This is a genomic window from Virgibacillus pantothenticus (genome assembly GCF_018075365.1).
In the GTDB taxonomy this organism is placed as follows: domain Bacteria; phylum Bacillota; class Bacilli; order Bacillales; family Amphibacillaceae; genus Virgibacillus; species Virgibacillus pantothenticus.
In genome coordinates, this window is sequence record NZ_CP073011.1 from 3146426 (window position 1) to 3160459 (window position 14034).

Below are 14034 nucleotides of genomic sequence, written 5' to 3' on the forward strand. Positions count from 1 at the left end.
TGCGTGGATTGAAATGTCGCACTTATCGTTTAGTAAATCCTTGCAAATAAAATACAGCACCTCATTTTAAAAGAGGCGCTGTTAAACTGAAACAGGTATTCAGTTAAATTTCGTAAAATCACCCGCTAGAAAATATCTGGGGAAACGTCAAAATCTAAAACACAATATAGCCTAATATATTTGTACTTATCCTTACTATTATTCACTAGCTAACTCCCCCATACTCCTTACCTGAAATCCGGTTTAAATTCTCCAGTAACTGTTTGATGCCCATTGTTGCGCTCGTACTGTTCTACCCTTTCTAGTTCAAAGCGATCCATGATAGGAATGTCATTAACTGAAAATAGGTAGGAATCCTCTGCTGGTACATGCTCATACCATGCCCAATTTGGCACAACAAAATAGTCGCCTGCTTTCCAATCGAATCGCACACCATTTATAATGGTATAACCCGATCCTTTGTAAGCATGATAAATAGTAGAATGGGTATGACGCAGTGATTTTGTATTAAACTCTTTTGGTAGAAATTGCATTCTTGTTCCCATTGTTGGATTTGCTGATTTACCTGTAGTTGGATTCATATAATCTACTGCAAATCCATAATTTGGATCAGGGTCAAATTCCATCAAACCTTTAATTGCATCAACAGTACGACTCCATTTATAGTTTGCTAATGGGGCGACATCATATTTATCATCTCCTACAGGCCTTACCATCCCACCTCTGTATCGTTTTTCAGAGAAATTATCTGGGACATTAGGTTGCTGTAAGCCATCTTCATATGGTTCAAAAAAAGTACCACCAATATTGTAAGTAGTCGGTATATCCAAAGCGTCCATCCAAATCATTGGCTTGTTTCCTAAATGACCGTGACCATGCCAAAGATTTTTTGGTGTAATGAGGAAATCTCCTTCTTCCATAAAAATCCTTTCCCCTTGAACAATCGTGTAAGCACCTTCACCTTCTGTAATAAACCGAAGAGCACTTTGCGTGTGGCGATGTGATGGAGCTTCTTCTCCCGGCAAAAGAAGCTGGACCGCAGCATATAATGTTTGCGTTGTTGAAACCTGCCCCCAAGGCTTACGATAGGTTAACCCAGGGTTTTGGAAGTAGATGGCTCGTCGTTCACCTCCACGTTCTGGAGTAAAGATTTGCGCTGCTTCTGTCAATTTCTTCTCAATTAGTTCACTAGACCATAAATAAGCTTGTGCGTGAGGTTCTGGATTTTTATTCATCACTTCAGGAATTGCTTCCCATAATGGTCCAAGGTTATATTGCTGAATATCCTTCGTGAAATCCTTTACATCTTTATCGTGAAGATAACTTGCCTTTTCAGCCATTTTCATCACTCCTAATTTTTATTTGATTGTTTCTTCACTTAGCTTCGTTAGATTACGTTGGATCTGGTTATAGTGCCCCTCTACATGCTCCACTAAAAAATGCTCAATTAAAAATGAAATCGGTTTGTTTCCGAATTTTCCGAAGTTTCTATGTGGATTTTCTTCTGTTAACCTATCTTCACTTACCTTCGATAGCCGATTAGTTACTTCTTCTTTTAATCCGTTTACTTTAGCTATAGCATCATCAATCGTTAATTTATCTGGTGCTTCAACTGCAGCTAACCGCCCTGAATGGCCTAATCCTCTTCCCCATTCAGTACCTGGTTTTTCAAGGACTCTGTCCATTTCGTCTAACCAGAAGAGAGTAGACTCTCCAACATGAGATAAGATTTGCAAAATAGACCATTCATCCCTGGATGGCTTCCATCGAATCATATCTTCTGATAAATAGCTTACAATTGATAATATGTTATCGAGAGATTGATGAATGGATTCCACATAACCTTCTACTTTTGTGCTCGCCATGTTATACGTCCCCTCCTTGTTGTAGAGCAACTTTATTTTTAAGGACCCCAATACGATCTACTTCAATCGTGACAACGTCCCCGTCTTTTAAAAATACCTGTGGATCACGTGCCACACCTACACCCCCTGGAGTTCCAGTAAGTACAATGTCCCCTGGCTCTAGTGTCATCAAGTTAGATAAGAACGTTACAAGCTTTTGCACGGTAAATACGAGGTTTTTAGTATTGGAACGTTGGCGTTCTTCACCATTTACTGTCAGTACCATCTCTAAGCCTGATGGGTCTGTAAGTTCATCAGACGTAACTAACCACGGACCCATTGGAGCGCTTCCATCTACCGCTTTTCCTTGCAGCCACTGAAGCGTTCGACGTTGGATATCTCTATATGTTACATCGTTGACAATGGTGTAACCGGCCACATAGTCTAATGCATCTTCTTCAAGTACATTTCGCGCCTGTTTTCCGACTACAAAAGCAAACTCAGCCTCATAATCTAGTTGTTCTGATAGAGGATAATAGGGAATATCATCTTCTGGACCAATAATAGTGTTGGCGAATTTAGAGAAAACGACTGGGTGTGATGGGAGTTCTCTCCCCATTTCTAAAATATGTTCTCGATAATTATGACCTACACAAATCATTTTTCCAGGTTTGTTTAACGGTGCTTCCACCTTTATTTCTTCTTTTTTGTAAACAAGTTTATGCTGATATGCTGGAATTTCTAAAGCAAAATTAGTCGCTTTTTTGGCTATTTCCAAGCTTTCTTTTCCACCTTGCAAAAATGCTTCCATTGCAGGGGGAACAAACGCCTCCGCAATTTCTCTATAGCGATATTTCCCTTCACTTTGTAACTGTGCTTGATATGCATAATTTAGATCAATTATCGTATCTTCATCAATAAATGCTCCAATCCTCACGTAACCATTCACTTTATACGTAATAAGTTTCATCATATTCACCTCTTCAAAAATATGGTTCGTTCCATGCCGATAACATAATCCCCTCTAAGATACGTATCTGTACCTTATAGCTAATGATAATTGCGTAAATATAATCTATAGCTCGCCATGTTTCCATGGAAATATAGAGTACTTCCTTGTTGAGTAGTACTCGAACTACTCCATTCGTCATAATAAATAAATCATATTTCCTTCTATTCCAACTGGTACATGCCCTCGTTCAATAATTTGGAAAATAGGCTGGAACAAATCTCCCTTACTAGCGAGTTCAGCGATACAAATCAACAATGCGAAATACATTGCATTTCCAGTCAAAAAACGAATAGTCTTCTCCTCACTATATTGTTTAAATGCACCATCAAATGCAGGATGAAAGACCGCCTCAGGAAGAATATCTACTAATCTTTCCAAGTAGGAGTCATCATTATTTGCACTAATCTGTTGCTTCAAGTGATCTGGGATCTCTTTTAATTCGTTCCAGATGTCACTACCTTGAAACGAGAAGCGTTCAATGACCTCTATGAGTTCTTCTTTATGGAGCCACTTCATTTCATATTGCTTAATATTGAATTGCTTAAGAAATTGCTCCATTAATGTTTCTATTTCTTTCTCAACCCTACCTCCTTCTTTAAACCAACCCAATGTTGTTAGCTTTTCAAATGCTTGGTTAACAGTCATCTTACTAGTATCCTCTTGGAAGACAACGCTCAACTTGCTCACCCCTTGCAATAAATTAATATTTCGTGGTTAGTTCTGGCGGTCCAAATTTAGGACCATATGGCCCTTCATCCAACCAACGACCTAACCGAGGAACAAGTGAAACAAGTGATGCTGCTAAATCACGCTTCATGTTCATTTCTTTAGAATCACCTTGAATATGGTGAAGTGCTGTTGTAGAAGCATCTCGATTCCATTTAGCAGCAATTCTTCTTTCTTTCGCTGCATCTTCAATAGCTTTACGCCTGCTTCCTTCACTATTGCAAGACAAAGCTCTTTCAATTCCCCTAACTGCTATAAGTGCATCCGGAATACCAGAGTTAAGACCACGCGCCCCAAATGGAGCAAATAAATGAGCTGCTTCCCCAGCCAAAAGGATTCTTCTTTTTTCATCCGTAAAGGAATCAGCTACAACCTGATGGAATTGATAAGAAGATACCCATGTTATCCGGTCTGCATACTTTTCATCCATTACTTTTGGAAGCCATTGCTTTACACCTTCTAAACTAGCCCATTCCTCGACATCATCAGCAGCCAACAATTGCAGATCGACACGCCAGCCATTCTTAAATGGAACATGCATCACGTTACGACCGCCCATTGCTGGATGATGATAATGAAACACTCGTTCAATCGGTAATGGCTCTTCCTCGTCTTCCTCTAAATCAATGACTAAAAAAGTATCCTTTGTACGTGGACCTTCTAATTTCAGGCCTGCTTGATTACGTACAACGGAACGAGCCCCATCACAGCCAATAGCATATTTCGCCTCATATTTTTCTCCTTGATCAGTCATAAGCTTCACACCAGCTTTTGTTATATCTACAAGCTCAATTAGCTGACCGTAAATAAATTCCACACCCGCTTCTACACATTTACGGTAGATATTGCTCTCTATTTCATGTTGATGCAACGAAGTAAAGTGAGGTAGCTTCGCTCTACTTTGATTATCCGTGACGCCATAATTTCGGACATATACTTCTTTCCCTTTGTAAAAGGTACGTTTGATTGGCCAAATGACGCCATTTCTAGCCAAATCAAAACCAAGACCTGGTGCTGTTTGTTCTAATAACTCTAATGATGCATGATGAAGAAAAATAGCACGACTTCCTGGACGTGGTTCTCCTTTTTCAGAAGCTTCAATTACTGCACATGAAATTCCCTTCCTTCTCAATGCAAGCCCCGCTGTCAGACCAACTGGGCCAGCGCCAACAACTATAACATCATATTTTTTTGCTTCCATAGCTATCCCCCTGACTAAATGGTATAAAGTGAATCTTCAATCAGTGGGGTTCTTTCATCACCCACTGATTATTAGAAAAACAAATCGGGCATTTAGGTACTGTTATTCCCACTTAGTCTTGTTGTTTCATTTCCTGAAATAGGGGTCTTACAGCACCATATATGCAAGATAATTAATTTGATATATCTCATTATAAACAGCTATAATAAGACATATCTAGATCATTGTTCCGCTATAGAGTACAACTTTTACTTTTTTCCAATTTGGGGTGAAATTCATGCCTAAAAACCAAAAAAGAACTTCATCATTGGAAAACGCTTTAGCATTGTTATCACTATTTACCATGAATGAACCAGAGCTAAGTGTTACATCTGTTTCTAAGAAGCTATTTATATCAAAAAGTACTGCACACAGATTACTTTCTTCATTAGTACAAGAGGGCTTTGTTTACAAAGATGCGAGAACGAGATTATACAGTCTAGGTGCCTCAGTCCTTTCGTTAGTAAACATTGTTAATTCACAGATTCATATTTCAACGGAAGTAATTCCCTTATTAAATCTTCTTGTTGAAAAAACAAAGGAAAGTGCTCATCTATCCATTTTAGATCATCAACAAACTGTTTATATTCAAACAATCAAGGGAGTCTACCCTTGTAAAGATCAGATCAACCTTGGGACACAAAGACCCTCTTACTATACTGCAGCTGGGCAAGCGATTATTGCCTATCACCCTGAGCTTTACGATGACTTAATGATAGATTTATATACTTGTACGTCTAATCCGGTAAAGTTGCCATCTTCTTTTAAACAAAGAATGGCTTCGATTGCATCGAAGGGATATGCGATTAGTAATGGAGAATGGGTAAAAGGAGTAACGGAGTTAGCTGTCCCTGTTTACAAGAAACATACGGATGTTATCGCCTCCATAAGCATTACTGCAAATAGCGATAGAATCACCTCACCAACCATCCAAAAACGATATATCCGACTACTTCAGCATGCGGCAGGTGAGCTTCAAAAAATGATCCAGCTGAGGAGAATTGAAAAAGATGCGAAAAGATAAGGAAATTTTATCTTCGGTTACTAACGCGATGCGTATTTTACGGTTATATCATACTAAACAACGAGAATTAAGTTTTACGGAAATAAAAAAGAAGCTTCAGTTCACGCAAGGAAATGCCAGTCGTCTTATTGCTATATTGGTAAAAGAAGGGTTTCTCACTAAAAATCCGAGGACCAACCATTATCGCCTTGGGTTGTCGATTTTAAGCTTGGGTGGGGCAATTTTTAGTCATCATGAAATGTACAGAGAGGCTCTCCCTATTATTAAAGATATTTCTAAAAGCTTAAAAGAGACCGTTCATCTATGCCTCATGGAAAATGAAAAAATAGTCTATCTTTTCCGGAGTGAACGTAAGCCACACCCTGATCGATTAGTAACACAAATTGGAAGAACCAGTCCTATTCATTGCACAAGTGAAGGCCTCTGTATTTTGGCCTTTCAAAGTAAGGATGTTATCCAAGAATTCTTATCAAAGCCGCTATATGCCTATACCCCCTACACCATCACTGATGCAAAAACACTTACTAATTGTTTAATTGAAATTAGAAAAAAAGATTATTGTTATTTGGAATCTACCTATTATGAAGGATATACAAGTATTGCGGTTCCAATTCGTAGTCACACAGAGGAAGTTGTTGCATCCCTTTCTGTGATTGGCCATTCTAGTCGATTCACGACAGATAAGCTAAATACAATTATTACACAAATGAAGGACGCCGGAGATGAAATTTCGAACCAATTGGGGTATATCTAGAACAAAGGCTCGGGGCGCCCGTTTAGCAACGTAGCGAATGGAACGAATCAACTAAAGATAAAGGAATCATGCCACTAAAACCAGGGGTATGCCGACGTCGGGCGGCAAGCCCGTTTTTAGTCGGCCTTCCCTAGCGACAAACCGATGAGGCCTTATCGTAGGGCGCATTTCTAAAGTCGCCTAGTTGCTGGGCTCATGCGCTGGACCTGGCTATTCAGTTATTTCGTTATCTCAAGCGCCTAATTTTATGCTTTCTTATCCTATTAGAAAAAAGGACCTGCATTCTGTTCTGATGCGGTCCTTTCTAAAACAAGCGTAAAAATCCACATTATCTAAGAAAAAATGATGCTCATACAAACGTTACCAGCTTGTATTTTTTTAACGATTTATTACATCACTTCTCTATCATTGTTAATTTCGGTAGCTCTCTTTTTAAAGCGAAAGCCTCCATGCTGTATGACAAAATAAAGCACTGCCCCCATAATTAATCCATAAGCAGCTCCATATAACGCAAGTACGATAGCCATCACCACTGCAACTCCAATTTCTTCCTCCGATTTTACCTGTTGAACACCAACGTTAATACATAGGTAGCCGGTTAAAATAAGGGTAATGGATAAAGCAATTGGCAAAAATGGTTGGAACAATGTAACCAATGGTAAAATAAAAATAGCTAATGTTAATGAGATCAACAAAGAATTCGTTCCAGAGAAAATGGATTGCATGGCTTTCTTTCCAAACGTATATCTTTCTGCTACAGAAGCCGTACCAGCTGTAAATATAGGACCGGCAAGACCCGGATGCGGAACAAATAATGCATTTAAAATCCCACGAATGAACGTTAGATGATGGACTTGATTTAAATCATAGGCAATCTTTTCATCCTTTCTCGATTCGCTTGCACGTTTGATTAGATTATCCCCAACGACAATATCTCCATAAGCAATAATGTAAGCTAGTATGGCTGTCGGGATTGCTGCAATCAATAAGTTCAAATCAGGGAACCCAACAACAAACGGAGTAACACTCCATAATTCGGATAGATTAGGAACGGTAATCCCCCATTCTATTTTGGGCGTAGGATATTCTCCAACTACCCAACCTATTACCATCGCTACGATGATGGCAGGAACGATCCCATAATTGGCAATCTTTTTAATGATTTTGCTTTGTTCATACAATCTTTTAAAATGAAGGGAAAACATAATATATAAGCATAACATTCCTCCAATGATTAAACTTATCGGGGTTGTCACTACACGTCCACCAGATTCAATTTCTCCCATAATTGCTCCAATTCCAGCGCCAATTAAGATACCTGCTTTTAAAGAGTTAGGTAAGGAAATAATGAATTTCTTTCCTAATCCTGTCAAACCTAATAACAGGAAAATAACTGCCGTAACCAACTGTACAGAGATCAACGCCCGTACAGCTTCTGATCCAGGTGCAAAATTTCCAAGAAATACCGTTAATACGGGTATTAAGGGCGTAATAAATCCAGAAACAAACGGAACACCAAATGCAGAAGGTATTAACATTAAAAAGTGATTTAGAATTGCTATAGCTAATGCTGCTTCATATGACATTCCCAAGACACTTGTCATGATTTCTATCATACTTAACCCAATTGTAAAGATAACTAATCCTTGAATTAATTCCGATATTTCCAAGCGGTAGTGAATGAACGGCAGCCTTAATTGATACTTACCTAACGACCAATATGGCTGTACGTCGCCATCCTTTCGTTTATAAACAGACATGTTAACCCCCTCTTATTTTTCCTGTTGTTAGATGATTGTTTCTGTAGTACATCTAAATTCAAGCGCGCTTACCCCCTTCAGATGAATGCGCTATCATTATTAGGTTGTGTTGAATTATAGCAAAGACTACACCTTCAATCATGGTACACAACATCCCTCTTTTCACCTTTTTAACCTTTTATCGCTCAAGAAATTGTTGACTCTACATCAAATCCTAATTTCTTTCTTATGTCATTAGGAATAGGCTCTGCTTTTAACTTTTCCTCTTTTTTCCTTGTCCAGGCTTTTATCTCATACCCCTTGGCGATAAATTCTTCTTCACGTTTAAACACATGTTCCACGCGAAATGTTTTACTATTGATTTCAGTTACCTCCGAATGTACATCTACTATATCTTCAAAAAATAATGGAGACTGGAATTTACAAAATGCTTCTAATAAAGGAAGTAAGATTTTTTCTTCTTTATATAACCTAGAAGTTGGAAGAACTGCCTTCGCAACTAATTCAGCAGAAGCTTGATCCATCCACTTATAAAAATTTGGATAATATACAATTCCTGCTGCATCCGTATCACCAAAATAGACTTTAAAGCGATGGATATGTTTCACTTTGACCATCCTCTCTCATGATGATTATGAATAACCGTTTTGAATCACTGCATCTGCAATTTGCCGCTTCTCTTCAATAATATCCAGTCTATCTTCATGGATTTGCCACATCAATTTCGTTAAATGTTGCTTCAGATGGCCAGAGCTAATACATATAGACAAGGCCTTTGTTAAAAACTGCACGGCTGCCTCCACTGTAAATACTTTCACAAGACGTTCCTTTTGCTGGATATCTTTACAAGATTGATTGCGTACCATTTTCTCAAGTCTTAGCAAATTACTTTCTATTGCATACGTTAATATGGCAAAGTCTGAAATGCACATCAATAACTCTTGCTCTTCAGCTAAATTTGAATAGTTTTCTTTTACATCATGTATAAAAGCAGAGGTATACGTTCTTAACCTTTTTAATAATCCCCATTGTTTCTCCAACGGTTTAGACCATCCACCATTTACGGTGCGATCAATAAAGTAACTGTCCACATTTTCGAGAAGTGTATTCGCAATAACCATTCGGTTAATTTCATTCGTTCCTTCGAAAATTCGATTGATCCTGGAATCACGATAAAGTGTTTCTATTTCATATTCGGAAATAAAGCCATACCCACCATGTAACTGTAGAGATTCATCCACAGTATAGTCCAATGCCTCAGAGGAAAAAACCTTATTTACCGAGCATTCTGCAGCATAATTTTTCAACAGTCTAACAAAAGGCGTGTTATTTTTCCTAGCGTAATCTGTCCCCTTTTCCAATTCTCCTGCCGTTCGATAAACCATGCTTTCCATCGTAAAAATATGGGTAGCCATGGTTGCTAATTTTTCCTTCGTTAAATTAAATGCAGCAAGTGCACGTTTAAATTGCTTCCGTTCTGTTGTATGTTGAATTGCTAATTCTAACGCTCTTTTCGCTGTACCAAGGCAGGTTGCTGATATCTTATGGCGTCCAATATTCAGTATATTAAAGGCAATAATATGTCCTCTGCCAATTTCACCGAGTACGTTTTCAACTGGTACTTTCACATTGTCCAGCACGATGGACGTAGTAGAAGATCCCTTCAATCCCATTTTTTGTTCTTCAGGACCGATCATTAAGCCATCTGTATTCTTCTCAATAATAAAAGCAGTAAATTTGTCGCCATCAATTTTGGCATAAAGAATAAAAAAGTCCGCAAAAGAAGCATTCGTAATAAATTGTTTCTCTCCATGAATCACATAGTATGCACCATCTGCAGACAGAGTTGCTGTCGTTTTAATCCCTATTGCATCCGTTCCCGCGTTTGGTTCCGTGAGTGCATACGCCCCAATTTTATCCCCTGAGACGACACCGGGTAAATACCTCTTCCTTTGATCATCTGTTCCATAATAAACAATGGGGAGAGACGCAATACCAACTTGTCCAGAATAGGTAATAGCGAAGGAACGTGACTTAGCCATTTGTTCCGTGATAATAATGGAACTAACCTTATCCAATTCCATCCCACCGTAAACTTCTGGTATATCAACTCCTAGTAAACCTAACTCACCTGATTTTTTAATCATGCTTGTTACCTGATTAAAATCCTGCTTTTCCATTTCCGGCAAAACAGGTAGCAAATCTTGTTCAACAAAACTTGCCGTTGTATCCGCCATCATTTTATGCTCTTCAGAAAAATCCTCTTTCGTAAAAATGTCTTGAAGCTCGAACGTCTCTGTAAAAAAAGCGTGACTTTGATATTTTTTTACCTTCTGCATGATATTCACTCCAATCCATAATAAAAAATGGCTGCTACCAGCAGCAAGCGCTCTCATTGATTGAACCCGTTACTACCCAAAAACGATAAAGTGAACCTTCAATCAGTGGGGGTTTTCTTTCATCCCTCACTGATTGTTAGATACATGAATCCGAGCATTTAGGTGCTGTTATCTCCCACTTAGACTTGTTGCAGTACAGATTATCCAACTCCTGAAGTGCGAGCCCTACAGCCCTTATATACGGGATAAAAACGGAGAATAAAACAGTCCTCCCCAGTTTCTATATCTATAGTGCTTCCCATACTGCTGCGATTCCTTGACCTCCACCTATACACGCTGAGGAAACACCAAATCTCAGATGGCGGCGTCTTAATTCATAAATAAGAGAAAGAGAAATCCTAGTGCCACTCGCTGCCAATGGATGCCCAATAGCGATTGCCCCACCATTTACATTTCCTTTTTCTAAATTAAAGCCTAATTCTTTTTGGCAAGCCACATATTGTGCAGAGAATGCCTCGTTAATTTCAATTAAATTTAAATCATCAACTGTAAGCTTTGCCTTTTCAACTGCACCTCTTATCGCGGGTACAGGCCCAATCCCCATATGTTCCGGCTGTACACCTACAACATCCCATGCAACGAGTCTGGCAATTGGTCTAAGTCCATTTCTTTCTGCGTACTCACTCGTGGCGATCACAACTGCTGCTGCTCCATCCACCATACCACTTGCATTTCCTGGCGTTACTACCCCATTTTCTACAAACCGAGGTTTTAATTTCGCTAATTGTTCCATACTTGTCTCACGAATATGATCATCTTCATCAACGACCATTTTCCCTTTTCTACCTTTTACAGTAACTGAAACTATTTCTTCTTTGAAATACCCATTATCTCTAGCACAAATAGCACGTTGGTGACTGGATAACGCATGTTGATCCACTTCTTCACGTGATATTTCATATTTCTCAGCAAGATTTTCAGCTGTTTGTGCCATCGTACAGCCTACATTTGTATCTTCAAGCCCTTCCCATAACCAGTCCTCTACCTTCACAGCGCCAAGCGGGCTGCCTGAACGCATTCCCCTGACGACATGTGGAACTTGACTCATATTTTCCGTACCACCTGCTAAAACAACATCTGCCTCTCCAGCAAGAATATGACGTGCTCCAGCAAGAATGACCTCAATCCCCGTGCCGCATACGCGATTAATGGTAACTGCTGGTACATGGATAGGCGTTCCTACTTTCAAACCAATATGCCTTGCAAGTAGATGAGCATCCTTTGAAGATTGTTGTACATTACCAAATACAACCTGGTCAATCTGATCGGAAGAAATATTTGCTTTCTTAATTGCCTCTTTAGCTGCAATCACACCCAATTCAATTGCAGTAATATCTTTAAACTTCCCATTAAAATTCACAAATGGCGTACGTGCACCTTCTAGTAATACGATATCCCTCTGTTTCATATTGCACCTCACTTATCTACCAATGAATTCTGGTTTTCTTTTTTCCGTGAAGGCAGATAGTCCTTCTTTTGCGTCTTCTGAAGCAAAGGCTGTCGCAAAAGCGGTTGTTTCAATAGTAAGACCTGATTCAATATCGACGTTACTTCCACTATTAATAGCTGTTTTTGCCATTTGCAGAGCAACAACTGGTTTTTCGGCAAGCTTTTGCGCCCATGCAATCGCCTCGTCCATTAATTGATCATGTGCTACTACTTTATTAACTAGCTGGAGTTCCTGAGCCTTTCTTGCATCAATCATCTCACCAAAATAAATGAGCTCTTTTGCAATCCCTTGCCCTACCATTTTTTGCAGGCGCTGTGTTCCACCTGCTCCTGGGATAATCCCAAGACCAACTTCGGGGAATGCAAATTTAGCTTTGTCCGAACTAATTCGCAAATCGCATGCAAGTGCTAATTCAAACCCTCCCCCTAACGCAAGACCGTTAATAGCTGCAATGATAGGTTTGTTAGCGCTCTCTATTTTCGTAAACGCCTCTCGTGACTTTTTATTCATCTGGTAAAGGCTCACTAAGTTTTTCGTTGCCATTTCTTTCACATCTGCTCCCGCAACAAACGCTTTTTCTCCACTGCCAGTCATAACGATCACTTTTACTTCTTCGTTATTTTCTAATTCATTAATTAGCTGAGTAAGTTCACGAAATACATCAGAGTTTAATGGGTTAACCGGTGGACGGCTTATCGTTATAATGGCTACATTCTTATGAATATCACAAATTAAATTCTTTAGATTCATTACTTCCATCCCTCTCTATTACATTTAAATGGTTGCTAAATTAGCCCAGAAATGCACTAGGGAATTAAACCTCTAGAACATATCATTTACTTTATGGTAACAGTTCTTTATTATAATCATAAAAACCACCGCCAGCTTTCTTACCAATCTTTCCAGCACGTACCATCTGTTTGATGTGCATTGGTGGGGCATATCGATTATCGTCAAATTCATTTGCCATATACTGCATCACAAAATATCCTATATCCACCCCTGCATAATCCTGTAAAGCAAATGGACCCATTGGGTAATTCAATCCAAGTGTTACCGCTTTATCAATATCTTCCGCTGATGCAACACCTTCCTCTAATAATCTAATAGCTTCTATGAACTGAGGAATCATAACACGGTTCACGATAAACCCTGGAGTATCTTTATTGACAACAACCGGTTCTTTATGAAGGTTTTTAGAAAATTCCTTTAACGCTTCTACGGTTTCATCACTTGTATTAAAACCACGTACAACTTCGACTAGCTTCATTAATTGAGCGGGGTTAAAAAAGTGCATGCCAGCTACACTCTCTGGTCGTTTTGTAGCACTTGCAATCTCTGTTATTGACATAGAAGATGTATTTGTAGCAATAATTGTCCTCTCAGAAACGACCCGATCAAGCTCAGCAAAAACCGTTTTCTTTGCTTCCATATTTTCAATAATCGCTTCAATCACAATATCGGCAGCATGTAAATCTTCTATTTCCGTTGTAGTCGTTATTCGATTCATTACTTCTTCCTTCTCTTCCGCAGTTATCTTTCCTTTTTCCACACTTTTACTCATAAATTTATTCATTCTAGATAACCCATTTTCTATAAATCTTTCTTCCACATCTCTTAAAATCACATGATAGCCAGCTGAAGCAGCTAAGTTCGCAATTCCGCTTCCCATTGAGCCTGCTCCAACTACACCTACAGTCTGAATTGTCATTGCCATATCTCCTTACTGAAATATCTTTATTTTCGTTCAAATCAATTATAAAAGGCATTTTTAAAATTTCATATGTTTATAAAGTAGGAATAAATCTATTTTTTTAATATAAAA

Annotated in this window: 14 protein-coding genes; 2 read left to right on the forward strand and 12 right to left on the reverse strand. The window is 38.8% G+C overall.

The genetic code is table 11. The annotated features are described in order from the left end of the window. Positions 1–227: 227 nt before the first annotated feature. The 6 genes from KBP50_RS14635 to KBP50_RS14660 are packed head-to-tail and all read right to left on the reverse strand — an operon-like array spanning position 228 to position 4783. The gene (locus KBP50_RS14635) at positions 228–1340 is read right to left on the reverse strand and encodes a cupin domain-containing protein (RefSeq protein ID WP_050351204.1); all 1113 of its coding nucleotides are present in this window, start codon (positions 1338–1340) and stop codon (positions 228–230) included. A gap of 18 nt (positions 1341–1358) precedes the next feature. Beyond that, the gene (locus KBP50_RS14640; RefSeq protein ID WP_050351205.1) at positions 1359–1865 is read right to left on the reverse strand and encodes a DinB family protein; all 507 of its coding nucleotides are present in this window, start codon (positions 1863–1865) and stop codon (positions 1359–1361) included. A 1-nt stretch (position 1866) separates the two neighbouring features. Then, entirely contained in the window at positions 1867–2814 is a 948-nt protein-coding gene (locus KBP50_RS14645) for a fumarylacetoacetate hydrolase family protein (protein WP_050351206.1), read from the reverse strand. Positions 2815–2827: 13 nt separating this feature from the next. Further along, the gene (locus tag KBP50_RS14650; protein ID WP_156875353.1) at positions 2828–2995 is read right to left on the reverse strand and encodes a hypothetical protein; all 168 of its coding nucleotides are present in this window, start codon (positions 2993–2995) and stop codon (positions 2828–2830) included. Beyond that, the gene (locus tag KBP50_RS14655) at positions 2992–3534 is read right to left on the reverse strand and encodes a hypothetical protein (protein ID WP_050351207.1); all 543 of its coding nucleotides are present in this window, start codon (positions 3532–3534) and stop codon (positions 2992–2994) included. The genes KBP50_RS14650 and KBP50_RS14655 overlap by 4 nt, the downstream gene beginning before the upstream one ends. Before the next feature lie 22 nt (positions 3535–3556). After that, positions 3557–4783 (reverse strand): FAD-dependent oxidoreductase, encoded by a 1227-nt coding sequence (locus tag KBP50_RS14660; RefSeq protein ID WP_050351208.1) that lies wholly within the window; start codon positions 4781–4783, stop codon positions 3557–3559. 277 nt (positions 4784–5060) lie between these two features. Here KBP50_RS14660 and KBP50_RS14665 point away from each other — a divergent pair, with 277 nt between their 5' ends. Together KBP50_RS14665 and KBP50_RS14670 are read left to right on the forward strand one after the other, a co-directional pair. Continuing rightward, positions 5061–5846, forward strand: coding sequence for an IclR family transcriptional regulator (locus KBP50_RS14665; protein WP_050351209.1), 786 nt, complete (start codon positions 5061–5063; stop codon positions 5844–5846). Next, positions 5833–6600, forward strand: coding sequence for an IclR family transcriptional regulator (locus KBP50_RS14670; protein ID WP_050351210.1), 768 nt, complete (start codon positions 5833–5835; stop codon positions 6598–6600). The genes KBP50_RS14665 and KBP50_RS14670 overlap by 14 nt, the downstream gene beginning before the upstream one ends. A 389-nt stretch (positions 6601–6989) precedes the next feature. On the opposite strand, the gene KBP50_RS14675 is transcribed toward KBP50_RS14670, so the two are convergent. The 6 genes from KBP50_RS14675 to KBP50_RS14700 all read right to left on the reverse strand — a co-directional run bounded on the left by KBP50_RS14675 (position 6990) and on the right by KBP50_RS14700 (position 13920). Next, complete coding sequence (locus KBP50_RS14675; RefSeq protein ID WP_050351211.1) at positions 6990–8360, reverse strand: solute carrier family 23 protein; 1371 nt, start codon at positions 8358–8360, stop codon at positions 6990–6992. 185 nt (positions 8361–8545) lie between these two features. Further along, positions 8546–8968 (reverse strand): acyl-CoA thioesterase, encoded by a 423-nt coding sequence (locus tag KBP50_RS14680; protein ID WP_236691390.1) that lies wholly within the window; start codon positions 8966–8968, stop codon positions 8546–8548. Positions 8969–8992: 24 nt separating this feature from the next. Then, positions 8993–10699 (reverse strand): acyl-CoA dehydrogenase family protein, encoded by a 1707-nt coding sequence (locus KBP50_RS14685; RefSeq protein WP_076362068.1) that lies wholly within the window; start codon positions 10697–10699, stop codon positions 8993–8995. Between the two features lie 286 nt (positions 10700–10985). Then, positions 10986–12167: an acetyl-CoA C-acetyltransferase gene (locus KBP50_RS14690; protein ID WP_050351214.1), complete on the reverse strand. Its 1182-nt coding sequence runs from the start codon at positions 12165–12167 to the stop codon at positions 10986–10988. A 12-nt stretch (positions 12168–12179) separates the two neighbouring features. Next, positions 12180–12959: an enoyl-CoA hydratase/isomerase family protein gene (locus tag KBP50_RS14695; protein WP_050351215.1), complete on the reverse strand. Its 780-nt coding sequence runs from the start codon at positions 12957–12959 to the stop codon at positions 12180–12182. A gap of 91 nt (positions 12960–13050) precedes the next feature. Continuing rightward, positions 13051–13920, reverse strand: coding sequence for a 3-hydroxyacyl-CoA dehydrogenase family protein (locus KBP50_RS14700; RefSeq protein ID WP_050351216.1), 870 nt, complete (start codon positions 13918–13920; stop codon positions 13051–13053). Positions 13921–14034: the final 114 nt, after the last annotated feature.